Source organism: Kordia sp., assembly GCF_965224175.1.
GTDB lineage: Bacteria > Bacteroidota > Bacteroidia > Flavobacteriales > Flavobacteriaceae > Kordia.
Genome location: NZ_OZ245041.1, coordinates 1,305,634 through 1,327,814, shown reverse-complemented (window position 1 = coordinate 1,327,814; position 22,181 = coordinate 1,305,634). Strand labels below are relative to the sequence as shown.

Here is a 22,181-nt window from a genome sequence, read left to right as displayed (position 1 = left end):
AAGCTTTTTTTATTTTTAAACAATATGAAAACGCTAAATATTGATCTCTTAAACACAGGATTGATCTTCCTTTCTTTTCTGTTAGCTTATTGGTTACCTTTTGAACTTTTTCTTTTTGCGTATGCCGTATTAGGTCCGTTACATTATTTTACTGAGATTAACTGGATACGTGATAAAAGTTATTTTGTAGCGAACAATAAAGTATGGATTGGTATTACATTAATTTTTGCATTGTTAATCTCTTTACCTTTGCTATTGCAGTTGCCAATTTTTAAAGATATTCAGGATAATTTTATTGTTGAAAAGTTCATATATGTACTGCCAATTTATTTCAATTCACTGTTTTTTGTAGCTATTATATGTGCATTTACTTTTGTAGTAATTAAAAAGCGATTATTTCAAGGCATTGCAATAGGAATAGGGATTCTATTGGCTGTCTATCTTCATAGATATTCATTATATCATGTGATTATAGGTGTTTTATTGCCAACAGTAATACACGTGTATTTATTTACCTTATTGTTTATGTGGTATGGCAATTTAAAGTCTAAAAATAAAATCGGTTACTTTAATATTATATTATTAGTGCTTGTTCCTTTTGTCATTATGTATATGGCGTTTCCGCAATTGGGACGTGAAGTTGGTAAGAATGTACAGAATATTTATGCAGAAAATAGCTTTTACATTTTAAATGCTAAAATTTCAGAATTGCTTGGCATTACTGATGGAAGTTCCTTTTCTTTTTACAGTTTGATTGATGTCAAAATACAAATATTTATCGCGTTTGCTTATACATATCATTACCTAAATTGGTTCTCGAAAACAACAATTATAGGTTGGCATAAAAAACTCACCCAAAAACGATCTGTATTCATCATTTTACTTTGGGCAGCTTCAGTAGCACTTTATTTTTACAATTATAGAATAGGTTTAACATTATTACTTTTCTTGAGTTTATTGCACGTTTTTATGGAGTTTCCATTGAATGTTCTCTCGATAAAAGGAATTGGTCAATCTATTTTTAAATCAAAAAAAGCTTAACATGCGTATTTTAGTTTCCTTCATTATTATTGGATTGTTATTTTCTTGTGCAGAAGAAAAAAAAGCAGAGAAACCATCTCCTAAAAAAACAATAACAAGTGTCGAAATAACGCCAATTTTCAATGATTCTATTAGTATCAGGGCAATTGCTATTACACCAAATAACGATTTGGTATATGGCGGAAATAAAACCACGATTGCACAGTATAATTCAAAAACAAAAAAACATACAAATCTGCTCAAAAGGAAAGTCTCAGATTCGTTGAATGTGAGCTTTAGAGCTGTAACTCATATAAATAATACAACATTCGGAATCAGCATTGTAAATCCTGCATTGTTGTACAAAATTACTCCTGACGGTTCTGTAACTCTTGTATACAAAGAAACACACGAAAAAGTATTTTACGATGCTATTGCGTTTTGGAATGCAAACGAAGGAATTGCTATGGGAGATCCAACAGATGATTGTATCAGTATTATTATTACGCGTGATGGTGGAAATACGTGGAATAAAATTACCTGCGATCAATTACCGAAAGCAAAAGAAGGAGAAGCGGCATTTGCTGCTAGTAACACAAATATTAAAATAATTGGTGATGAAGCTTGGATTGCCACAGGAGGAAAGGCAAGTAGAATTTTACACTCAACAGATAAAGGTCATACTTGGAAAGTGTATGAAACACCAATTGTACAAGGAATTGAAACTACGGGAATGTACTCTATTGACTTTTATGACGAAAAAAATGGTTTTGCTATTGGCGGCGATTATTCCAAAGCAGATATCAATGAAGCCAATAAAATTAGAACTAAAGATGGTGGAAAAACTTGGCAATTAGTTGCTAAAAACACAAATCCTGGATATAGAAGTTGTGTACAATATATTCCAAATAGTGATGCCAAAGAATTAATTGCTGTTGGCTTCAAAGGAATCGATTACTCTAAAGATGCAGGTGAAACATGGACACATTTATCTGATGAAGGATTTTATACCATCAAATTTATCAATGATTCCACGGCGTATGCTGCAGGGAAAAATCGTATTGCGAAGTTGTTTTTTAAGTAGTTTTACTGAAACTTCTCAATAACAGGTTTCACACTACTATGATCTAGCATATATTGCATAAAATCAAAAGCAGGCTTTGCCATTACACGACTCATTGCAGGTTCAATAATCATATTGGTTTCCTGAGAACAACCTTTCATTAAATTTTTTATTTCAGTATTATTTTCATCGATGATTTGAGTAATTTTTCGCAAGCAGACTGTGTCTTTAATTTTTTGTCCGTATATGGCTCTGACATCTTCTAAATTGAATTTATGCGGCAAATGAATACTTTCAAACTCAATATTAGGACTTTTTGAATCCATGTAGTGCAACTTATCTTTTATATAACCTGGAAACATCTCTGTAGCTGCTACCGAATTTAAAATGGCAGATATTTCACTTGATTTATTAATCTCTCCACCATTACAGCGATTCATAATATCGTTCATGCGAAATTTTATGTACGCTGATTTATCATTAATAATATTAATAAAAATATTCTTCGTTTCCTTAGCAGCAGTATCTACCGTATTAATTGCTTCATACAATTTAAATGCAGACAACAATCCTGAATTTTCATATAATCCACCATCATTAAACTGTCCGAATCCTTCAATAGTTGCGGCAGGACTAATTAGTGGAAAGCGGTTTGTTGTAGAAGCAGCATTGTAAAAACTCAATGTTTTGTTATTGGGAAGTTCCAAAATATTATTAGCTCCAAAATATAAAACTTTATCAGCATCGCCATTAGTGGCAATAGAAACTGCCATTCCTTGTCGCCCTTGAATATTGGTAGTGTTACTAATTAAAATTGGAAAACGTCCTCTTCGTTTATACATCTCTGCCCAATATTGTCTATATGATTTTTTCTCAAATTCATCCTCAGAAAATCCTGTGGAATCTGCATGTTTGGCATAAGCACGCATGGCGTTTGTAGAACGATCCAATCCTTTTAAATCACCGGGTATAAGTGTATGTAATATCCAATCTCTCCCAAGTACGTGCGTAACGTCCATGGATAAAATATTCTCAGTACCAATATTTCGAATAATTGTTTCTCGCTTTTCCTGTGTTTTAGTAACGTGTTTGATAGCTGAATAATTAATCAAACCAATAGTTCCACCAGAAGCACCAGATAAACATACCGTTTTGTCATACAATGTATTATTTTTATCTAATGCATTCAACACGGTCATTGTCCATGCGTTGGCTTTCATTCCGCCACCATAACAACCAATATAATAACGTGTGCTAGGTAAATTACTTACATAAGTATTCAAATTAACCTTTTCTTTATTTACTGTTTCTGGAATCTGTTCAAGTTCAAATAAATTATTAGAACTAGCGAGACGATTCACAATGACAAGCATTAAAACACTCATGGCAATCAGAAAAAAATATGTTGCTTTGTTGCGGTCGGCAAACTTTTCTTTCGATAAATTGTAATAAATAAAGTGCTTTAGAATAATGACAATCATTCCGTATAGCAAAAAGAAATAGGAAATAATAATGATAATCGAATTCACTTTCATTGCCCAATTCGGAAATATATTAAGAGTGAATAAAAGCAATGCATTAAAAAATCCAAAATAAGAAACTACTTGTAAAAAGATGATATTATTACTCATAGCACCTAGCGATAGATTGCCAATTTTCAGCTTAGCTAATTTCTTGAAAAATGTAGTTTGCCCAAAATAATTGTAGTTTTTAAAAGCGGTGATAATATTCTGTTTCTTTTCCTCATAACTTCGAAGATCATTTTCGTTATGCATGACGGAGAATGAATTGATCACCGTTTTTATATGCTCATTAAAAAAGGCATATCTAAAAAGAGTTCGGTAAGTTCGGTAGTATGTATAAGTAATTGCTTGAAGCGTAACACATATCAAACTCAAAACTACGGTAGAATATCTGTAAGGATGTTCAAAGTATAGCAATAAAATCAACAATGCTAGGTGTGCAACTACTGTCAATCCTAAAAATACTAAATAAGTGTTGATTGGTTTTTTTAAAGTTTCTTTCCCTTTAGGCGAAGTGAGTTTTTTCGTTTTAACTGCCGAATTTTCTAAGTTTATATTTGAAGCCATCAATTCAGTAACATCGTCGCCAATATTATCAATAGCAATTTTATGATCGTGATACCATTTATCTTTTCGTTTTTTCAATACATATAACCACCAGATTAAACCAAAAACCAATACACTTGCAAGTCCGCTAAGTTTTGAATTTACGGTAAAATTAGAATCTGCTGTGTATGCCAACATATAAAAAATAGCTCCGTAGAAAAAGACACCAAGCGTTCTGCGTAAAAAGCTAATGTAGTTTTCATAATCATTATTCCCTTTATGATCTGCATTGCGATACCAAATAATTCCGAAAATGCTGAATGTTTTAGAGATTTTCCAGACTTTATCTTTAAATTTTCTATTGGATTTTGAGAATAAAAAATAATTTGGATAATGTGAAAGTACAATGCAATACATAGGCGCAAAAATGAGCAATAATACTACTACAAACCACCAAGGATGGTAATATAAGTCAACGATAATAGAATTTAGTTGTGGTGCTTTTGGTAAGGTAAGTCCAGTGATAACTAAGAAAATCAAACTAATCCATGAAGAAGAAATAAATTCTTTAAAAATTACAAATCGATCTTTTAATGAGAAACGCAACCATACAAGTATTACCAATAGAAAACCTAGCGCGTATGCAGCGTTTTTAAGTTTAACTAGCGTTTCAGGATACTCATGATGAATTATATAATAGAAATTCTCCGTATAGTCTAAACCAAGCGCAATGAAAACTATAATGATAAACAACTTGTAAATCCATTTCATGTTTACATTAAAAAGTTTTGTTTTAACGTATTTGGCAAGAATAAACCAAAGTAGTGCTGCCCACACAAAGTCTACAACAAAAAAGCTGTAAAAATAGAAAAGTTTTGTGCTACTTACATTGTCTTCAAACCACTGACTCGTCACGGCTGTTTCAGTAAATTGCGCATGCTGAATCCAGTCGTAAATAGTAAAAGAACTTCCGAAAAATTTCATCAAAACGGAAAGAATCAAAAATAAAATGATGTAATTTTTGTGAATATTATTTCGTTCAAAATACTTGAATGGACTGAATTGGTTTGGTGACTTAGAATTCATCTGTGCTATTTTTCTTAAAGCTACAAATCAATTTTGAGAATAAAAATACTTATTTGTAAGGATTTTTAATATTGCTCAAAAATATAAAAGGAGTGTTTTGTAAAACACTCCTTTTAACCAATCACCAAAATTATAAACCGTGCTAATTACTACTGCTTATTGCACATATATTTATTAGACTTTCAAAATTGAAAAAGGTTTAATGAGAAGTTATTATAAAACACAAAAAGAGCATTTCTCATAAAGAAATGCTCTTTTCTAATCAATGCAGGTTGAGAATATTAAAATATTCTAGGTTTTTTAGGGCATTGATTTTCGTCTTCCACGTCTATCTCTAAACTGTTTCATCAGTTTTTTATTGAAATCACGTTCTGCTTTTTTCAAACGTATGATTTTTTTAGACGAAAGTACTTTACGAAGCTTTCGCATAAATTCTCTTTTGTTCTCATACATTTCTTTTTCTAGTCCTTCTAATCGTACTAAAATTTCAGAAGCTTCTGCTTCCGACATGCTATCCATGTTTTTTACTTCACGTTTAATTTTAGAAAAACCTTTTACACGTAAATCATGATTTTTGTCATCAAACGCATTGTAAATAGGCCAAAACTGTTGTGCTTCTTCCGCAGTTAAATTTAAATGTTCTGTGAAATAAGCAATTTTTAGTTTTTTAATTTTCTCTTTGCTTTCTCTTTTTTGTCCAAAACTCAGAAAGATTCCGAAGCATACAAATAGAATTGTGGTATATAATTTCATTTCTTTAATATTTTATTCATCCAATAAATCATAAGGATCTGCTGTGTTTTCCAAATAATCAATGGTATCTGTTTCGTTTAAATCTACTTCAAAAATCGTTGTGATATCAATATTCTCCTCTTCGTATACATTAATTAAATCGTAATTATTTAGTGCAATTAAATCATCTTCTATAAAATTATTAATCTCACTATTTACAACTTCATCAATGGTTAACTTGGTAGTATCTGAAAAGAAATTAATTGCACCTAAAAATAATACACAAGCGGCAGCTGCATATCCAATGTATTTTAAGTAGTTTTTCTTTCGCTGTAGCGGAATGACCTTAGTGGTTTCTTCTTTAGAAAATAATTGAGCAGAAAGAGAATCTTCTAAACCGTCAAAATAAGCATCAGGCACCTTAAAACCTTCCTGTTTAGGAATCGTATTTTCAGTTTTTAATACATCGAAAAGTCTATCTTCAAACGAATTGAAATAGTCTTTAGGTGTTGTAAATCCTGTTGATTTATTGTTATGTAATTCTTTCTTTTTCACAATTGTTTGACTCTAAATATAGTAAAAGGTTTAATCGGTTAAAAAGTTTTCTATTTTTTTTACTGCGTGATGATATGAAGCTTTCAAAGCGCCAACCGAAGTGTCTAAAATTTCACTCATTTCGTTATATGTAATATCATCAAAATACTTCATGTTAAAAACAATCTGCTGTTTTTGTGGCAATGTTGCAATTGCTTTTTGAAGTTGCAACTGAATTTGATCGCCTTCAAAATAAACATCGGCAGTTAAATTATTGACTAATTGTTCTTGTAATTCTTCGGAAGAAATTCCTGCTTTTTTTGCGCGTTGATTGATAAACGTAATTGATTCGTTTGTAGCAATACGATACATCCAAGAATACAATTTGCTATCACCTTTAAAATTATGAATGCTTCTAAAAACTTTGATAAAGGTATTTTGTAGTACATCGTCAGCATCATCATGACTTGTGACCATTCTACGAATATGCCAATACAAACGTTCTTTGTAAGTAGACACCAATTCTCGAAACGCTTTTTCCTGCGTTCTTGGATTCTTTAAATCATCTATAAGGCTTGTTTCTACGACGTTCAAGTGCTTTTTGTTTGCTTCTTTGACTTAGTAAAGCGGTAAAGGTTTAATTTAAAGATAAAAAAATATAGATAATTTTTGTAATGATTTGATTTTTAATTGATTTCTTCAAATTCATATAGCCAATCAAGCGTTACATCAAACCACCAAACTTTATCCAAGTTAGTACAATTATGATCTCCAAATTTTAAATTCAGTATTTGAATTTCGTTATCTTTCAATTGAAACTCCCCGTAAAAAGGGTCAAGTGATGGTTTGTAAGAAATGTGATTGGAAGGAGTAATCAACCAGAAAATCTTTCCCCAATATTTAAGGATTTTATTTTCCTCTACAATTACTTGTTGTGCCAAAATACCATCAGCACCAAACATAGAATTATTGTCATTTGCTAGTTTACACGTGGCATTTAGAATTCTAGCAAGAGTATCTGCATTTTCAGCCGAAGGATCATTCACAGATAAATCTAGTTTTCCAGAAAAAGCAAAATATGGTTTTAGGGATTCAAAAAGTGAATCTTTGAGCAGTGAAAAATGGATTTCTGCTTGTTGCTTGTTATGCCATTCCTTTTGTATTCCCAATAAACTAGATTTAAAAATGTAAAAATAATATGCAAAAGAGGCTTATTTCTAACTCAAATACAACTTCCGAGTTTAAACTCTAAATTGATTGCATCTGAACCAATTTAGAATACACGCTATCGTTACTAATCAACTCTTCATGTGTTCCTTGCTCTACAATTTCACCTTTTTGCATAACTACTATAACATCTGCATTTTGAATGGTAGACAATCTGTGTGCAATAACAATAGAAGTTCTATTTTTCATCATGTTTTCCAGAGCAACTTGAACCAAGCGTTCGCTTTCGGTGTCTAGGGCAGAAGTAGCTTCATCCAAAATCATGATTGGTGGATTCTTTAAAACAGCTCTAGCAATACTCAAACGTTGTTTTTGTCCACCAGAAAGTTTTCCTCCAGAATCACCAACATTGTGATCGAGTAGCTCCGGTAAATCTTTTACAAACTCCCATGCATTGGCAATTTTTAAAGCTTCAATCACTTCTTCGTCAGTGGCATCTTGTTTCCCAAGTTTCACATTATTACGAATCGTGTCATTAAAAAGTATAGAATCTTGCGTTACGAGTCCCAATAAGTTACGTAGCGAAGCTTTTGTCAATGTTTTGATATTTTCTCCATCAACTTCAATACTTCCTTCATTTACATCATAAAAACGCGTTACAAGATTGGCGATAGTACTTTTTCCACTTCCAGATTGTCCAACAAGTGCTACTGTTTTTCCTTTTGGGACTTTTAGAGAGAAGTTTTTAAGAACAAGTTCGTCTTCATACTTGAAAGAAATATCCTTTATTTCCACATTAGAAGTAAATTCTCCTTTCACTTTAGCATCTTTTGCATCGGCAATTGGACTTTCTGTTTCTAAAATTTCTAGTATACGTTCAGCTGCTGCATTTCCTCTCTTTACGCTATACGAAGCTTTTGAAATTGCTTTTGCAGGTGTCAAAATATTGTAAGCTAATCCCATATAAGCAATAAAAGATGAGCCGTCTAAAGTGCCGTCAACCAAAACCATTCTACCACCATACCAAAGTAGAATAGCAATTACTGCAATTCCTAAAAATTCACTGGTAGGAGAAGATAAATTTTGTCGGTTTAACAACTTATTTGAAAAACTAAAAAAGCGAAATGTAGATTCTTGAAAATTATTATTAAAATGACGTTCTGCGTTAAATCCTTTAATAACACGTAATCCTCCTAATGTTTCTTCGATTTGAGATAAAAATATACCTTGTTCTTTTTGCGTGTTTTCAGAGTGTTTCTTTAGTTTTTTTCCAACGGCAGAAATGATAAAACCAGAAATAGGAATGAAAATAAATACAAAAACGGTCAGTTTAGTACTTATCAATAACATCATTATAATTGTAAACAAGATAGTTAGTGGTTCTCTTACCATCATTTCTAATATCGATAGAAAAGAATTTTGAACTTCTCCTACATCGGCGGAAACTCTAGCAATTACATCTCCTTTTCTCTTTTCAGAAAAATAAGAAAGTGGTAAAACTGTAATCTTGTGGTACATTTCGTTTCTAATGTCTTTCAGAACACCATTTCTCATAAAGGTGATAAAATACATACCTAGATATCCAAATATGTTTTTTAGAAAGAATAAAACGATTACTAAGATGATAACGAATAATAATGCCATTGAATCATCACCACCAGAAAACCCTTGAACTTTAAAAGCTAATAAGTCTTGATAATAGTCTTTTAGAGAACCAATGCCAGTGTAAACAGGTTCTGTTAAAACTACTTTTTCAGTTTTTGGCTTAAATAATATGTCCAACATTGGAATAAGAGCCACAAATGATAGTGCACTAAATAGTGCATAAAGCACATTGAAAAATATGTTTAGATAAGCATATTTTTTATAAGCTAATGCAAAGCGCAATATTTTTTTAATATAATTCATTAGTTGAGTTTCATTTCTTGTACGATGCGATCTATTTTGGCATCGAGTTGTTGCTCTACTTTTGCAAAATCGGCTTTGTTTGCTAATGGCAGATTTACACTAAAGTAGAATTTTATTTTCGGTTCTGTACCGCTTGGACGAGCTGCAATTTTAGTGCCATCAGCGGTGTAATAAATTAAAACATTTGATTTAGGAACCGAAATTGTGGTTGTTGTACCTGCTTCTGTATCAGTTGAAACTGAGGTTTGATAGTCTTCAATTCGTACTACTTTTGAACCGTCAATTGTAGTTAGTGGATTTTCTCTCAAATCTACCATGATTTGCTTGATTTCAGCGGCTCCATCCATTCCTTTTTTTACTAAAGAAACTAGTTTTTCTTTATAAAAACCGTGGGCAACATACATGTCAATCAATGAAGCGTAAAATGAACTTCCATTAGCTTTTGCTTGCGTTGCAATCTCACATGCCAATAATGCAGCCGTTACTGCATCTTTGTCACGTACAAAGTCGCCTGTCATGAATCCAAAACTTTCTTCTCCGCCGCCAATAAACTCTAGTTTAGGAAAATCTTTGATCATTTTAGCAATCCATTTAAAACCAGTCAAACCAATTTTACATTCTACTTCATATGCTTTTGCCAAATCAGTCATCATAGGTGTAGATACAATCGTAGAACCTATGAATTGTTTTCCGTTTATTTTATTATTGTTTTTCCATTGTTGTAACAAGAAATCTGTCATGACCACCATGGTTTGATTTCCGTTCAATAAAATCATGTTTCCATCTAAATCGCGAACAGCAATTCCCAAACGATCACTGTCAGGATCAGTTCCAATCACAATATCAGCATTTGTTTTTTCGGCTAATTGTAATGCCATTTCTAATGCTTCAGGCTCTTCTGGATTTGGTGAAACTACCGTTGGAAAATCTCCATCGGGTTTAGCTTGTTCTTCAACAATATGGACATTTGCATAACCAGCACGTTTTAGAACTTCTGGAATCATAGTGATAGAAGTTCCATGTAATGACGTAAAAACGATGCTTACATCTTCTTTATTTGCCGCTTTAAAATCAGCATTTGCAACACTAGCTGTAATAAAAGCTTCATCTACTTCAGTACTTACCATCTGAATTAAATCAGCATTAGCTTCAAACTGAATTTGATCAAAATCTAGTAGATTAATTTCATTGATGATTTCTCCATCTTGTGGAGGAACAATTTGTCCTCCATCTGTCCAATACACCTTATAACCATTGTATTCAGGCGGATTGTGAGAAGCTGTTAATACAATTCCACAATGACAATCTAAATATTTTACCGCAAAAGATAATTCTGGAGTAGGACGTAAGTCTGAAAACAAGAATACTTTAATGCCATTTGCAGAAAATACATTCGCAACTACTTGTGCTAAGGATTGACTATTATGTCTACAATCATAAGCAATAGCAACTTTTAATTCTTGATTCGGATATGTTTTTTTTAGGTAATTACTAAGTCCTTGTGTGTTTTTACCTAAAGTATATTTATTGATTCTGTTGGTTCCAGGTCCCATAACACCGCGCATTCCGCCTGTTCCGAAAGCTAAATTTTTATAAAAGCTTTCAGTTAATTCTTTGGGATTATTATGTATAAGTTCTTGAACTTTTTCTTGTGTAGCTGAATCGAAATTTGGAGTTAACCAAGCTGTAGCTTTTTCCAAAATTTGAGCATCAATCTTTGTCATGTATGGGTATTTTAAGTCACAAAAATAATGAATTCATTTGGTTTCTATTTTGATAGACAGAATATTTAATGAACTTTATGTGATGGAAATAAATGTATCAGGATCATACCTGAGTTTATAAATTTTCTGTTTCGCTAATTTTATAGCGTTCTTTATCGCGTTTGCTTCGCAATACAATTTCTCCTAAGAAACCAGCTAAGAAAAACTGTGTTCCAATAATCATAGTTGTTAGTGAAATATAAAACCAAGGATTATTCGTGACTAAAATTGCAGGCAGATGATATGCAAGTTTATAAAGTTTTGTAATTCCTATATATCCAGCGGAAGCAAATCCAATCATAAACATTAATACACCTAAAGCACCAAATAAATGCATAGGACGTTTTCCAAATTTTGATAAAAACCAAATCGTAATCAAATCTAAAAAACCATTGATAAAGCGATCGTAACCAAATTTTGTTTTTCCATACTTACGGGCTTGATGGATTACTACTTTTTCACCAATATTTTGAAAACCAGCGTTTTTAGCTAATACAGGAATATATCTGTGCATTTCTCCATATACATCAACATTCTTGATGACGATGTTCTTATATGCTTTTAAACCGCAATTAAAATCGTTTAATTTTAAGCCTGAAGTTCTTCTTGCTGCCCAATTGAATAATTTTGAAGGAATATTTTTAGCGATGACAGAATCGTAACGTTTCTTTTTCCAACCAGAAACCAAATCAAAATTTTTCTCAGTAATCATTTGATACAATTCAGGAATTTCATCGGGACTGTCTTGTAAATCAGCATCCATCGTAATCACAACATCACCTGTAGCTTCTTTAAAACCAGCGTGCAAAGCTTGCGATTTTCCGTAATTTTGTAAAAAACGAATCGCTTTTACTTCAGAATGTTTCTGTGATAGTTCATGAATAATCTTCCAAGAACTATCCGTACTTCCATCATCAATAAAAAGAACTTCATATGTATAATTGTGCGCTTGCATCACGCGTACAATCCAATCATACAATTCTTGTAAAGACTCTTCTTCGTTGAGTAGTGGTATAACTACAGATATATTCATAAATTGATCTTATCGTTGTTTATAAAAGGCATTAATGACCAATGAAGTAATCAAAGAAACAAAAAATCCTGTAAATAGACTCTTTAAAACAATATCAATAAACAAACTAAACTTATAATTAGCTTTAAAGAAAGCAACTTTTTCAGCAACTTCTTCAGGTTTAAATTGTGTGTCAAGTTTTAAATCTTCTTGCGCTACAGTTGCTAATTTGTTGATGTAATCAGGTTCTATAAAGTTGGCATGGATAATTTGATACAACCAAAATAAAATTCCTCCAATAAGAATAACACCAATTCCAGTCTGCAAACCTTTACGAATGCTAAATAACTCTTCTTTATAATCTTTACTTGCTTTTACAATTGCTAGAACAATAAAAATTGCCGTTATTGGCAACATTAAAATTGCAAAGATATTTTTAGAATCCGTATGAATATTTTTCTGATATTGTACTAAGAAAAATAAAATATTAAGAATTCCTAAGGCAATTCCGTAGTGTGATGTTTTTGAAAACATAAAGGCGTTTTTTTATGCAAGACACAAATATAGAAATTCAAGCTTAGAAAATGTCAAAATATTTTTATTTAAATGTTGCACATTCAGAAATAATAATTAAATTTGCACCTCGAAAATTGAGAAAGTTATAATAAAGATTACACAAGATGAAACAAGGTATACATCCAGAAAATTATAGAGTAGTAGCTTTTAAAGATATGTCTAACAATGATGTATTTCTTACGAAGTCTACTGTAGATACTAAAGAAACTATCGAAGTTGATGGTACTGAGTATCCATTATACAAATTAGAAATTTCAAGAACTTCACATCCATACTACACTGGTAAGTCTAAGTTAGTAGATACAGCAGGACGTATTGATAAGTTCAAAAACAAATACGCAAAATTCAAGAAATAAGAATTTTAAGCACACTATACAAAATGTCTTTCAGGAAACTGAGAGACATTTTTTTTTGAAAAATAACTATAGATAATACTATATTTACAAAAACTCAGCAAAAATGAATTATATTCTCTTTGATGGAACCGTGCGAAATGCATTGTTGCCATTTACATATACACGACCAGTTGCCGATATCAGAGTCGGAATACTAACGATTAGAGAAAAATGGGAAGCACATCTTGGTGGAACAACGACTACAATTACGGAAGAATATTTGTCTGAAAAATACCCTATGGTAGAGTTGGAAGAAAATGTAATGATCAATGCTTCTTTTTTACCAAATGCTGAATTAGTAGCGTTGATACAGGGATTAACAGCAAATCAAGCTATTTTTTCAGGTGATGAAATTATTGCATTTCATACAACAGACGAGCAAGATGAAGTTGATTTTGATACGTATGACATTATTAGTTATGAAGCCGATTGTTTGCGAATAGAAAATACTTGGGATATTTTTTCAAAGAATGCAGAAGCTATTCAAGCAGATTTTAATTTAATAACCAAAGACAGAACTTCTCAGCCAATTCCAGCAACAGTAAATGTAATTGCTCCAGAAAATATTTTTATAGAAGAAGGCGCAACGTTAAATTTTTGTACATTAAATGCGAGTTCAGGGCCAATTTATATAGGAAAGAATGCGGAAATTATGGAAGGTTGTGTAGTGCGTGGCGCTTTGGCAATGTGTGATAGTTCTGTATTAAAATTATCTGCAAAAATATATGGAGCTACAACTTTAGGTCCCTATTGTAAAGTTGGAGGAGAAGTGAATAACTCAGTATTAATGGGGTGTTCTAACAAAGGACACGACGGATTCTTAGGAAACTCTGTATTAGGAGAATGGTGTAATATTGGTGCTGATAGCAACAATTCAAACCTAAAAAATAATTATGCGCCAGTGCGTTTGTGGAGTTATGAAACTGAAAACTTCGCAAAAACTGGACTACAATTTTGTGGACTTATGATGGGAGATCATAGTAAATGTGGAATTAATACCATGTTTAACACAGGAACTGTTGTTGGTGTAAATGCTAACATATTTGGTTCTGGTTTTCCAAGAAACTTTGTGCCAAGTTACAGTTGGGGAGGCGCAAGCGGATTTACAACGTATTTGACCAAAAAAGCCTTTGAAGTAGCTAAAGTGGTGATGGCAAGACGTAAAGTTGAATTCACGTCACAAGACGAAGCGATTTTAGCACATGTTTTTGAAGAAACAAAAAAATGGCGTAAAGACTAAAAAAATAAATTATGATTGAAATAGTAATAATGATCCTAGTTGGGAAGCAATTTCACCAATTAGCTAAAAAATATAATCAAAAAATCCCTTGGGTTTACGCTATAGTTGGTATTGTATCTTACTATGGAGGTGCTTTTGTAACAGGAGTGCTTTTAGGAATCTATATGGAGCTAACAGGACATTACATTTTAGATGATGTAAATGAATTATTACTAGGACTTATTTTTATTCCGTTTGGAGCTTTAATTTGTTGGGGAGTTTACCAACTATTAAGTAGAAAATGGCGTAAAGATTTCTTGGAAGAAGAACGTAAAAAACCAAAAATCTCAGATATAGGAAAGTCAGAAGAAGATACAAAACCTACAGAAGACTTTTTAATTGGAAACAGAGATCTAGGAGATTTAGGAAAAAAGAAAGACGATGGATTTCGTTTCTAAACATACAAAAGCCGTTACGAATGTAGTAACGGCTTTTTTTATATCGATAATTATTGAACTGAATCACCCAAAACTAAACAAACCTGATTCACTAGGAAGTTAATAGAAAAATAAAAAATAGCACATAACAATAACTAAAAGAATACCAACAATTGTAAATATTAGAATTGTATTATGACGAGATTCTCGTTGTTGTTTTTGCACTTGATCTCTCACTTTACTCAAAGTATATTCCGAAGCTTCTTTATATTCAGCCTTTGTTGATTTTGTGTCAATATAGCGTTCTACACGTCCAAGCTTGTCAATTCGCTTACGTTTATTATTACGCATAATAGTATTTGCTAATGATAAAAAACCAGACATAATAAATTAATTTAAGGTGAATTATATATTTAAAGATGACCAAATCCTTGCAATTCCTGTGGTAATTCCAATAAAAACTGGAATTGCAATTATAAAAGCTAAAATCAATCGATCACGATCTTTTCGATCTTGCTTTTTAATCTTCTCTCGAATAGCGTTTATTTGTATCTGTGTAATTTTTGGAAATTTATTTTTAATTCCTTGATCTTTGAAATAACGCAGACTTTTGCTAAAAGGTTTTCGCCTATTGCGTCTTCTCCTAGTTCTTTCTAAATCTTCTAGTACGTAAAATGCAGCTCCTGATCCCATAAACATAATCTTCTTCTTTTTAAGTTAAACGTATACTTATGTGTACAGAAAAGAAGAAAAATGTTACAATTGAGGATTGCCTGTTGAATTTTTTAACGCGTTTTAGCTCCAGTAAATTCTATAGATATTTATGAAAAACTAATTATCAATATACTGATTTATCAACTCATGAATCTCTTCATCTTTTGGACTTGGTGCATCTTTTGAAATCATGTCACCTTGTTTATCATACATAATATATCGTGGAATTGTTTTTAGTTGCATTTGTTTGTAAAAGGCAGCAGACGGGTAATTTACTCCTAGATAACTATTTCTAAAATAGGTTAAATTTTCTTCCTTAGCCGCAGTTTGCCATTTCGAAAAATCTGTATCTATAGAGATATAGACATATACAAAATCTTTATTCTTATACTGTTGTATTAATTTCTTAGCAGGTTTAATGGCAACTCTACATGGAGCACACCAACTTGCCCAAAAATCAACATAGACGACTTTTCCTTTGTGTTGATCAATGACTTCTTGTAAGGTAGTTTTCTCTTTCTTTCTATTAATCAAATATATTTTATCTGTATTTTCTTTTAAAGAAATAAAGTTAGTTAAATACTTGTTGTTGATGATGTTGAGGAGTGTTGTGTCTTTGACAGTTGCAGTAAATTTTTTATGATACAATTTAAAGTCATCTAAAGAATAATATGTAGCAATTTCAGTCAAAGAATGAAATAATAAATAATTTTTTATTTTTTTTGATAATAAATCACTTTTTTGAACCGAATCAAAAGCTACTAAGTAATCATACATTGGAATATTTCGTTTCTTGATAGTAGGAATTTCAAGTTTTTGCCAAATATAATTAGGTAAAAAGTGTTTGTAAATTGAAATGGACAACAAGCTATCATTTTGTAATTCGATTTTTTCTTTTTTTATTTCTGAAAAATTTGTTAAAAGATTGATTGTATACTTTAGCTTAGTGTTCAATAAATTATAATAGTCAGGATCTAAGTTCCCTTTTTTATTTATAGAATCTAGTGTAGCTAACTCTTTGATTCTATTGGGGAGTAGAGTATTGTAGTAATCACTGCTTTCTTCTTTTGTTCTGGACCTTTTATTTTTTTCGCGAAATTGAATGTTATTCATATATATCTTATTCGCCATATTATAAGAAACTTCAAAATTTAATTCATCTTTTAGTTTTTTATTGTTCAAAATAGTAGCATATGGCGCATCATCTTTATACTCAAATTGAATTGTATCTCCAGCTTTTAACAAATAAGTAGAATTATAAAAATAATGATAGTTGTGTTCCAATAAAATTTGATTTTTGGTTGGAATAATGATAGTATCATTTTTAGCAATATTATTAGATATAAGTTGCTTTCGCTCATACGGATAAAGATGTATATAGGAAAGGATAGGATTTCTTTTTAAAGAATACGATTTTCCATTGTTAAAGTATATGGTATCTTTTTTGAATGAACGTTTCCCAAAAATGAGTACAATATTTTCTTTTTTCGGTGTTGATAATGTGGTCTTCGTGGTAGTAGGAGTAGTAGATTTCTCTGAACAACTGACGATAAGAATAAAAATAATTAGAAAGGGAATATGTTTCATAAAAACAAAAATAAGGAAACATACTCAGTATGTTTCCTGTTAAATTGGTAAATTGATTTTTGATAAAATTAATAGTACCAAGAAGCTGTACTACAACCTTCGCAACACCAATGGCCTCCATTTGCAACATGTGCTTGTGCTTCTGCTTTACTAACATCTCTAATGTAATCACCGCCACCACAACTATCGTCATGTTTACCAGGTTTTTTGCAAGGAGCAAAAGCGGTACAAGTACCAGTTCCTTGTTGGAATTCATCAACAGAACCACCAAGAATAGCAAGTTGTTCAGTTTTACTTAGGACCTTACCCAAAGATGAAATTTTTTCTAACATCATAATTTAAAGAATTAATTTTTATAAAAAAAATATAAGTAAAAACCTTCTTTCTGTGTATTTTATTAGTATAAATAATTAATGTTTAGGTATGTTTGTAAGTTTGATATTCTGTATATATTATAAGATAAAATATATAATTTTTTATAAGTAAAATCAGTTTAAGGCTTAAAAATATCTGTAATTAAGTTTTATGTAAGATTGACAATGTGAATTTTGAAGAATATTATTCACTTTTTTTAACGCGTTTTAACTCTAACAGATTCAAAGCGTTAATTCCTAAACCTTGTACATTTTTTTGTGTAAATCGCACAACTTGATCGTAGTATAAAGGGACTAATGGAGCTTCAGAAATTAATAGAGAATCCATTTTTGTATACAAATGTGCACGTTTGTCTGCATCTGTTTCGCGTAAAGCTGTTTCGTACCATTCATCAAATTGAGCATTTTTAAAATGTGTATAATTTGGACCGTTTGGCGTAAAGTTTTTACTGTAAAACAAGGACAAATAATTCTCTGCGTCAGGATAATCTGCAATCCAACTGGCTCTAAAAATGGGCAATTCTCCTTTTGATCGTAATTCACGTAATGTAGAAGCGGGAATAACATTTACACTAGCTTTAACGCCTATTTTTTCTAGCTCTCGCTGAATGTACTCACAGAAATTTAGATACTGTCCGTTAGTAGTGATAGCAACTTCAGGTGACTTATTTCCAGTTTCGGATATATATTGTTTCACTAGATTCTTCGCCTTTTCTGGTTGATAATCAAATCCTTTAATATTTGCAAAACCAGGTAGGCCTTTCGGAATAAAACCGTGAATGGCTGGCGATCCGATTCCGCTTCGTAAATATGTGATCATTTTCTGACGATCAAAACTATAATTCATGGCTTTTCGCAACAAATGATGACTGGAAACATTAGTGCTATCTCCAATATAAATTCCTAAATATTCAGTATTTAAATACGGTCCAGAAATCATATGAACGTTTTTCGAATAAGTATCACGTAATTGTCCAGAAGCATCTAAAATTTCATCTTGGTATGACGGATCAAGAGAATTTAGAAAATCTATGTTTCCTTGGGCAAATTGTAAAAATTCACTTTGTTTGTCAGGTAAAAAAGTAATGGCAACAGCTTCCAAATACGGTAAAGTTTCTCCAGAAGCATCTTTTTCAAAATACATTGGGTTTCTGCGTAAGACTAATTTTGTGTTTTCTTCCCAAATCTTAAACTGAAAAGGTCCTGTGCCAATCGGATTTGCTCTAAAATCATTTCCATAATGTTCCACAATTTCTTTTGGGACAACGGAACAGTATTTCATTGTTAGTAAACTTAAAAACGCAGGGAAAGGTTGTTTTAGTGTAATTTGAAACGTTGTAGTATCAATTGCTTTAAAATTTGCAACACTTTTAAAAATCCAGCGTCCGCTAGACGCTAACTTATCATCTAAAATTCGACCAAAACTATATTCAAAATCATACGCATTTACGGTTCGTGTACGTTTTTCTCCAAACAAATCGTGTTTGTGAAACTGTACATCATCACGCAAAGTGAATACATAGTTTAAAGCATTATCAGAAACTTTCCAAGATTTTGCAATAGAAGGAATTACGTTTAAATCAGTATCCATTTCAACCAAACCATTAAAAAGCTGATGTACTGCCCAAATATTACGTTGATCTTTTGCGAAAGCAGGATCTAATGATGTAATATTTGCATGCTCATTGTAGCGGAAAACTAAATGATCTCGATTCTCAGAATTATTTTCTTGACACGAAAAAGAAATCAATAACAAACAAAGAATTGATATATAGGTAATTACCAATTTAAAATCTTGTATTGTTAATTTTATCATATGCTGAATTAATTGTAAATTTGCAGGCTTTTGACCATAAAAATCAAACAATAAGATGTTGATTTAAAGGTTTAAAAGTACACAATAAAAAATATAAATCGCTACCGTTTTGGTAGAAAAGTACAGGAATGAACGATAGAAAAAAAGTTGCTTTTTATACGCTAGGTTGTAAACTGAATTTTTCAGAAACTTCTACAATTGCCAGAAACTTTCAAGAAGAAGGATTTGAAAAGGTAGATTTTTCAGAACACGCTGATATGTATGTAATTAATACATGTAGTGTTACCGAAAATGCAGATAAACGCTTTAAAACTATTGTAAAACAAGCACAAAAAGTAAATCCTGATGCTTTTGTTGCTGCAGTTGGTTGTTATGCGCAATTGAAACCTAAAGAATTGGCGGCAGTCGATGGTGTAGATTTAGTACTTGGTGCTACTGAAAAATTTAAAATCACAGATTATATCAACGATCTTACGAAAAATGACTTTGGAGAAGTGCATTCTTGCGAAATTGAAGAGGCTGATTTTTACGTAGGAAGTTATTCTATTGGCGATCGTACACGTGCCTTTTTAAAGGTTCAAGATGGTTGTGATTATAAATGTACGTATTGTACAATTCCGTTGGCAAGAGGAATTTCTAGAAGTGATACGTTGGAAAATGTATTGAAAAATGCGAAAGAAATTTCAGAACAAAACATCAAGGAAATTGTTTTAACTGGTGTAAATATAGGTGATTACGGAAAAGGTGAATTCGGAAACAAAAAACACGAACACACGTTTTTAGAGTTGGTACAAGCTTTAGATACTGTTGAAGGTATTGAACGTTTACGAATCTCTTCGATAGAACCAAATTTATTAAAAAACGAAACCATTGATTTTGTTTCAAAGAGCAATACATTTGTACCACATTTTCATATTCCATTGCAAAGCGGAAGTAATACTTTATTACGTTTGATGCGTCGTCGTTACATGAGCGAATTGTATGTAGATCGTGTTACAAAAATAAAAGAAGTAATGCCTGATGCTTGTATTGGAGTAGATGTTATTGTTGGTTTTCCTGGTGAAACCGACGAAATTTTCTTAGAAACCTACAACTTCTTAGCTGAGCTCAATATTTCATATCTACATGTGTTTACATATTCGGAACGTGAAAATACAGTTGCTGCAGAGATGGAAGGCGTTGTGCCACTAAATGTTAGAAAAAAGCGCAGTAAGATGTTGCGTGGTTTGTCCGTAAAAAAACGTAGAGCATTCTATGAAAGTCAAATAGGGAAGGCGAAAACTGTACTTTTTGAAGGAGAAAATAAAGAAGGTTACATCCATGGTTTTACAGAAAACTATGTAAAAGTAAAAGCACCTTGGAATCCTGAATTGGTCAACACACTTCATGAAGTTACCTTAACTAAAATTGACGATGATGGAATGGTTCGTTTTGATTTTATTAATGAAACAGTAGCTTCTAGCTAACCCGTCACATACGTACATGTCAAAAAGTATTCATATCACGAAAAGAAACTTCAAAGGTTTACATAAAGAAGAACTTGATGAACAAGCACAAGACCCAAATTCTGAGTTAAATCAGTGGGCAAAGAAAAGTGCACTAAAAAAAGAAATCAAGAAAAATAGAAAGCGCTAGCATACACTTTATCGAGTTTTACTACTGTTTGGTATAGTTCATGTAAATATGATGGTGTATCTGTAAGTAATTGTAAATAGATACTTATATTTAACTATCAAAAATAAAGAATATATGAAAACACTCGTACTTTCTGTTTTAGTTTTAACCTTAGTTAGCTGCGATGCTTCTACCAAAGAATTTATTGGTAGTTCGTGGCGCATTACTGATTTAGTAAAAGAAGGAAAATCTATTCCTGTGGCCAATGAAGTAACTCTTTTTATTAAAAGTGATACAGAGTTTTTATTGAAACTCGATAGGAATAGCTGTTTTGGAACTTATGAAATTACAGGAAAAGACGGAATCAAAATGCTTGATTTGGGATGTACAAAAATATGTTGTGATTCAGAATTCTCTTTAGCTGTTGTAAATGCTTTGAGTAAAGTTTCAAAAATCAATCTAAACAAAGATCGTGTGACATTATCTGGCGAAAATGTAACTGTTAAGTTTAAAAAAGAATTAAAAGCATCTAACAGAATAAAAATGATGCAAAAAGACAAGAAGATCATCGTAAAAGATGAAGGATCAAGACAGAATGGGAAAATTTCTAGTAATGGAAAGATTCAAAGGCCTAATGAGAGTAAAGAAAAAGTAGCATATCTTCCTTCGGAAAACTTCATTATGCTATACAAGTCGCCATGTAAGGGAAGTTGTGAAGAATACCAATTAAAGATTCTTGAAGATGGACTTATATATTATACAGGAGAATCAAATGCGACTATAAAAGGAAGACATAGAGTAGAAATTCCTGCAAAAGATGCAATGGCATTATATACAGCATTTGAACAGGTAAACTTTAATAGTTTTGAAGATAATTATATCAATGAACGCTTGATGGATTTACAATATACAAAGTTGACATTTAGAGGAAAAACCATTAAAATACGTGGTAGAGATACGGCACCTGAAAAACTAAGAACTTTACTGGAGAAAGTAGAAGAACAAGGAAAAATAGTGTTGGAGAAATTGAAAAATAAATAAGTATACAAAAAAAGGGAACTCGTTAAAGTTCCCTTTTTTTAATTTCTCAACAGA

Annotated in this window: 22 protein-coding genes; 8 read left to right on the top strand and 14 right to left on the bottom strand. The window is 31.6% G+C overall.

The window, feature by feature from the left end; all coding sequences use genetic code 11:
* Positions 1-24 precede the first annotated feature (24 nt).
* A complete protein-coding gene (locus ACOQOS_RS05835; RefSeq protein WP_420574032.1) occupies positions 25-1,041 on the top strand; it encodes a hypothetical protein in 1,017 nt (338 codons plus the stop codon).
* A gap of 1 nt (position 1,042) precedes the next feature.
* Entirely contained in the window at positions 1,043-2,104 is a 1,062-nt protein-coding gene (locus ACOQOS_RS05830; protein WP_420574031.1) for a WD40/YVTN/BNR-like repeat-containing protein, read from the top strand.
* 2 nt (positions 2,105-2,106) lie between these two features.
* Here the strand turns inward: ACOQOS_RS05830 and ACOQOS_RS05825 are convergent, their stop codons facing one another.
* The 9 genes from ACOQOS_RS05825 to ACOQOS_RS05785 all read right to left on the bottom strand — a co-directional run bounded on the left by ACOQOS_RS05825 (position 2,107) and on the right by ACOQOS_RS05785 (position 12,888).
* The gene (locus ACOQOS_RS05825; RefSeq protein ID WP_420574030.1) at positions 2,107-5,238 is read right to left on the bottom strand and encodes a hypothetical protein; all 3,132 of its coding nucleotides are present in this window, start codon (positions 5,236-5,238) and stop codon (positions 2,107-2,109) included.
* 300 nt (positions 5,239-5,538) lie between these two features.
* Positions 5,539-5,991: a sensor of ECF-type sigma factor gene (locus ACOQOS_RS05820; RefSeq protein WP_420574029.1), complete on the bottom strand. Its 453-nt coding sequence runs from the start codon at positions 5,989-5,991 to the stop codon at positions 5,539-5,541.
* A 12-nt stretch (positions 5,992-6,003) separates the two neighbouring features.
* On the bottom strand, positions 6,004-6,525 hold the full coding sequence (locus ACOQOS_RS05815; RefSeq protein ID WP_420574028.1) for a hypothetical protein: 522 nt from the start codon (positions 6,523-6,525) through the stop codon (positions 6,004-6,006).
* 30 nt (positions 6,526-6,555) lie between these two features.
* Positions 6,556-7,098 (bottom strand): RNA polymerase sigma factor, encoded by a 543-nt coding sequence (locus tag ACOQOS_RS05810; protein WP_420574027.1) that lies wholly within the window; start codon positions 7,096-7,098, stop codon positions 6,556-6,558.
* A 92-nt stretch (positions 7,099-7,190) separates the two neighbouring features.
* Positions 7,191-7,673, bottom strand: a complete 483-nt coding sequence (locus ACOQOS_RS05805) for a hypothetical protein (protein WP_420574026.1) — start codon at positions 7,671-7,673, stop codon at positions 7,191-7,193.
* A gap of 79 nt (positions 7,674-7,752) precedes the next feature.
* Entirely contained in the window at positions 7,753-9,579 is a 1,827-nt protein-coding gene (locus ACOQOS_RS05800; protein WP_420574025.1) for an ABC transporter ATP-binding protein, read from the bottom strand.
* A complete protein-coding gene (locus ACOQOS_RS05795; RefSeq protein WP_420574024.1) occupies positions 9,579-11,303 on the bottom strand; it encodes a phospho-sugar mutase in 1,725 nt (574 codons plus the stop codon). Before ACOQOS_RS05795 ends, ACOQOS_RS05800 begins: the two co-directional genes overlap by 1 nt.
* Before the next feature lie 115 nt (positions 11,304-11,418).
* A complete protein-coding gene (locus ACOQOS_RS05790; protein WP_420574023.1) occupies positions 11,419-12,375 on the bottom strand; it encodes a glycosyltransferase family 2 protein in 957 nt (318 codons plus the stop codon).
* A gap of 9 nt (positions 12,376-12,384) precedes the next feature.
* Complete coding sequence (locus tag ACOQOS_RS05785) at positions 12,385-12,888, bottom strand: DUF4199 domain-containing protein (RefSeq protein ID WP_420574022.1); 504 nt, start codon at positions 12,886-12,888, stop codon at positions 12,385-12,387.
* 146 nt (positions 12,889-13,034) lie between these two features.
* On the opposite strand from ACOQOS_RS05785, the gene ACOQOS_RS05780 reads away from it, so the two are divergent.
* The 3 genes from ACOQOS_RS05780 (at position 13,035) to ACOQOS_RS05770 (ending at position 15,002) form a co-directional block, all read left to right on the top strand.
* Complete coding sequence (locus ACOQOS_RS05780; RefSeq protein WP_007094320.1) at positions 13,035-13,286, top strand: type B 50S ribosomal protein L31; 252 nt, start codon at positions 13,035-13,037, stop codon at positions 13,284-13,286.
* Positions 13,287-13,389: 103 nt separating this feature from the next.
* On the top strand, positions 13,390-14,565 hold the full coding sequence (locus tag ACOQOS_RS05775; protein WP_420574021.1) for a GlmU family protein: 1,176 nt from the start codon (positions 13,390-13,392) through the stop codon (positions 14,563-14,565).
* Between the two features lie 11 nt (positions 14,566-14,576).
* Positions 14,577-15,002 (top strand): hypothetical protein, encoded by a 426-nt coding sequence (locus ACOQOS_RS05770; RefSeq protein WP_420574020.1) that lies wholly within the window; start codon positions 14,577-14,579, stop codon positions 15,000-15,002.
* 99 nt (positions 15,003-15,101) lie between these two features.
* Here ACOQOS_RS05770 and ACOQOS_RS05765 read toward each other — a convergent pair whose 3' ends face one another.
* The 5 genes from ACOQOS_RS05765 to ACOQOS_RS05745 all read right to left on the bottom strand — a co-directional run bounded on the left by ACOQOS_RS05765 (position 15,102) and on the right by ACOQOS_RS05745 (position 19,472).
* Positions 15,102-15,365, bottom strand: coding sequence for a hypothetical protein (locus ACOQOS_RS05765; RefSeq protein ID WP_420574019.1), 264 nt, complete (start codon positions 15,363-15,365; stop codon positions 15,102-15,104).
* 21 nt (positions 15,366-15,386) lie between these two features.
* Positions 15,387-15,680 (bottom strand): hypothetical protein, encoded by a 294-nt coding sequence (locus ACOQOS_RS05760; RefSeq protein WP_420574018.1) that lies wholly within the window; start codon positions 15,678-15,680, stop codon positions 15,387-15,389.
* Between the two features lie 132 nt (positions 15,681-15,812).
* Positions 15,813-17,282 (bottom strand): TlpA family protein disulfide reductase, encoded by a 1,470-nt coding sequence (locus tag ACOQOS_RS05755; RefSeq protein WP_420574017.1) that lies wholly within the window; start codon positions 17,280-17,282, stop codon positions 15,813-15,815.
* A 68-nt stretch (positions 17,283-17,350) separates the two neighbouring features.
* Complete coding sequence (locus ACOQOS_RS05750; RefSeq protein ID WP_420574016.1) at positions 17,351-17,593, bottom strand: hypothetical protein; 243 nt, start codon at positions 17,591-17,593, stop codon at positions 17,351-17,353.
* 247 nt (positions 17,594-17,840) lie between these two features.
* Positions 17,841-19,472, bottom strand: a complete 1,632-nt coding sequence (locus tag ACOQOS_RS05745; RefSeq protein WP_420574015.1) for an ABC transporter substrate-binding protein — start codon at positions 19,470-19,472, stop codon at positions 17,841-17,843.
* Between the two features lie 128 nt (positions 19,473-19,600).
* On the opposite strand from ACOQOS_RS05745, the gene mtaB reads away from it, so the two are divergent.
* The 3 genes from mtaB to ACOQOS_RS05730 all read left to right on the top strand — a co-directional run bounded on the left by mtaB (position 19,601) and on the right by ACOQOS_RS05730 (position 22,127).
* On the top strand, positions 19,601-20,938 hold the full coding sequence (mtaB, locus tag ACOQOS_RS05740) for a tRNA (N(6)-L-threonylcarbamoyladenosine(37)-C(2))-methylthiotransferase MtaB (RefSeq protein ID WP_420574014.1): 1,338 nt from the start codon (positions 19,601-19,603) through the stop codon (positions 20,936-20,938).
* Positions 20,939-20,954: 16 nt separating this feature from the next.
* Complete coding sequence (locus ACOQOS_RS05735) at positions 20,955-21,107, top strand: hypothetical protein (protein ID WP_420574013.1); 153 nt, start codon at positions 20,955-20,957, stop codon at positions 21,105-21,107.
* Between the two features lie 114 nt (positions 21,108-21,221).
* Positions 21,222-22,127: a DUF6438 domain-containing protein gene (locus ACOQOS_RS05730; protein WP_420574012.1), complete on the top strand. Its 906-nt coding sequence runs from the start codon at positions 21,222-21,224 to the stop codon at positions 22,125-22,127.
* Positions 22,128-22,181 lie beyond the last annotated feature (54 nt).

Coding starts and splice junctions, on each gene's coding strand:
- ACOQOS_RS05745 (WP_420574015.1), bottom strand. CDS start 19,472: ATGATAAAATTAACAATACAAGATTTTAAATTGGTAATTACCTATATA.
- ACOQOS_RS05730 (WP_420574012.1), top strand. CDS start 21,222: ATGAAAACACTCGTACTTTCTGTTTTAGTTTTAACCTTAGTTAGCTGC.
- ACOQOS_RS05825 (WP_420574030.1), bottom strand. CDS start 5,238: ATGAATTCTAAGTCACCAAACCAATTCAGTCCATTCAAGTATTTTGAA.
- ACOQOS_RS05755 (WP_420574017.1), bottom strand. CDS start 17,282: ATGAAACATATTCCCTTTCTAATTATTTTTATTCTTATCGTCAGTTGT.
- ACOQOS_RS05775 (WP_420574021.1), top strand. CDS start 13,390: ATGAATTATATTCTCTTTGATGGAACCGTGCGAAATGCATTGTTGCCA.
- ACOQOS_RS05800 (WP_420574025.1), bottom strand. CDS start 9,579: ATGAATTATATTAAAAAAATATTGCGCTTTGCATTAGCTTATAAAAAA.
- ACOQOS_RS05760 (WP_420574018.1), bottom strand. CDS start 15,680: ATGTTTATGGGATCAGGAGCTGCATTTTACGTACTAGAAGATTTAGAA.
- ACOQOS_RS05770 (WP_420574020.1), top strand. CDS start 14,577: ATGATTGAAATAGTAATAATGATCCTAGTTGGGAAGCAATTTCACCAA.
- ACOQOS_RS05765 (WP_420574019.1), bottom strand. CDS start 15,365: ATGTCTGGTTTTTTATCATTAGCAAATACTATTATGCGTAATAATAAA.
- ACOQOS_RS05790 (WP_420574023.1), bottom strand. CDS start 12,375: ATGAATATATCTGTAGTTATACCACTACTCAACGAAGAAGAGTCTTTA.
- mtaB (WP_420574014.1), top strand. CDS start 19,601: ATGAACGATAGAAAAAAAGTTGCTTTTTATACGCTAGGTTGTAAACTG.
- ACOQOS_RS05835 (WP_420574032.1), top strand. CDS start 25: ATGAAAACGCTAAATATTGATCTCTTAAACACAGGATTGATCTTCCTT.
- ACOQOS_RS05735 (WP_420574013.1), top strand. CDS start 20,955: ATGTCAAAAAGTATTCATATCACGAAAAGAAACTTCAAAGGTTTACAT.
- ACOQOS_RS05780 (WP_007094320.1), top strand. CDS start 13,035: ATGAAACAAGGTATACATCCAGAAAATTATAGAGTAGTAGCTTTTAAA.
- ACOQOS_RS05785 (WP_420574022.1), bottom strand. CDS start 12,888: ATGTTTTCAAAAACATCACACTACGGAATTGCCTTAGGAATTCTTAAT.
- ACOQOS_RS05795 (WP_420574024.1), bottom strand. CDS start 11,303: ATGACAAAGATTGATGCTCAAATTTTGGAAAAAGCTACAGCTTGGTTA.
- ACOQOS_RS05830 (WP_420574031.1), top strand. CDS start 1,043: ATGCGTATTTTAGTTTCCTTCATTATTATTGGATTGTTATTTTCTTGT.
- ACOQOS_RS05820 (WP_420574029.1), bottom strand. CDS start 5,991: ATGAAATTATATACCACAATTCTATTTGTATGCTTCGGAATCTTTCTG.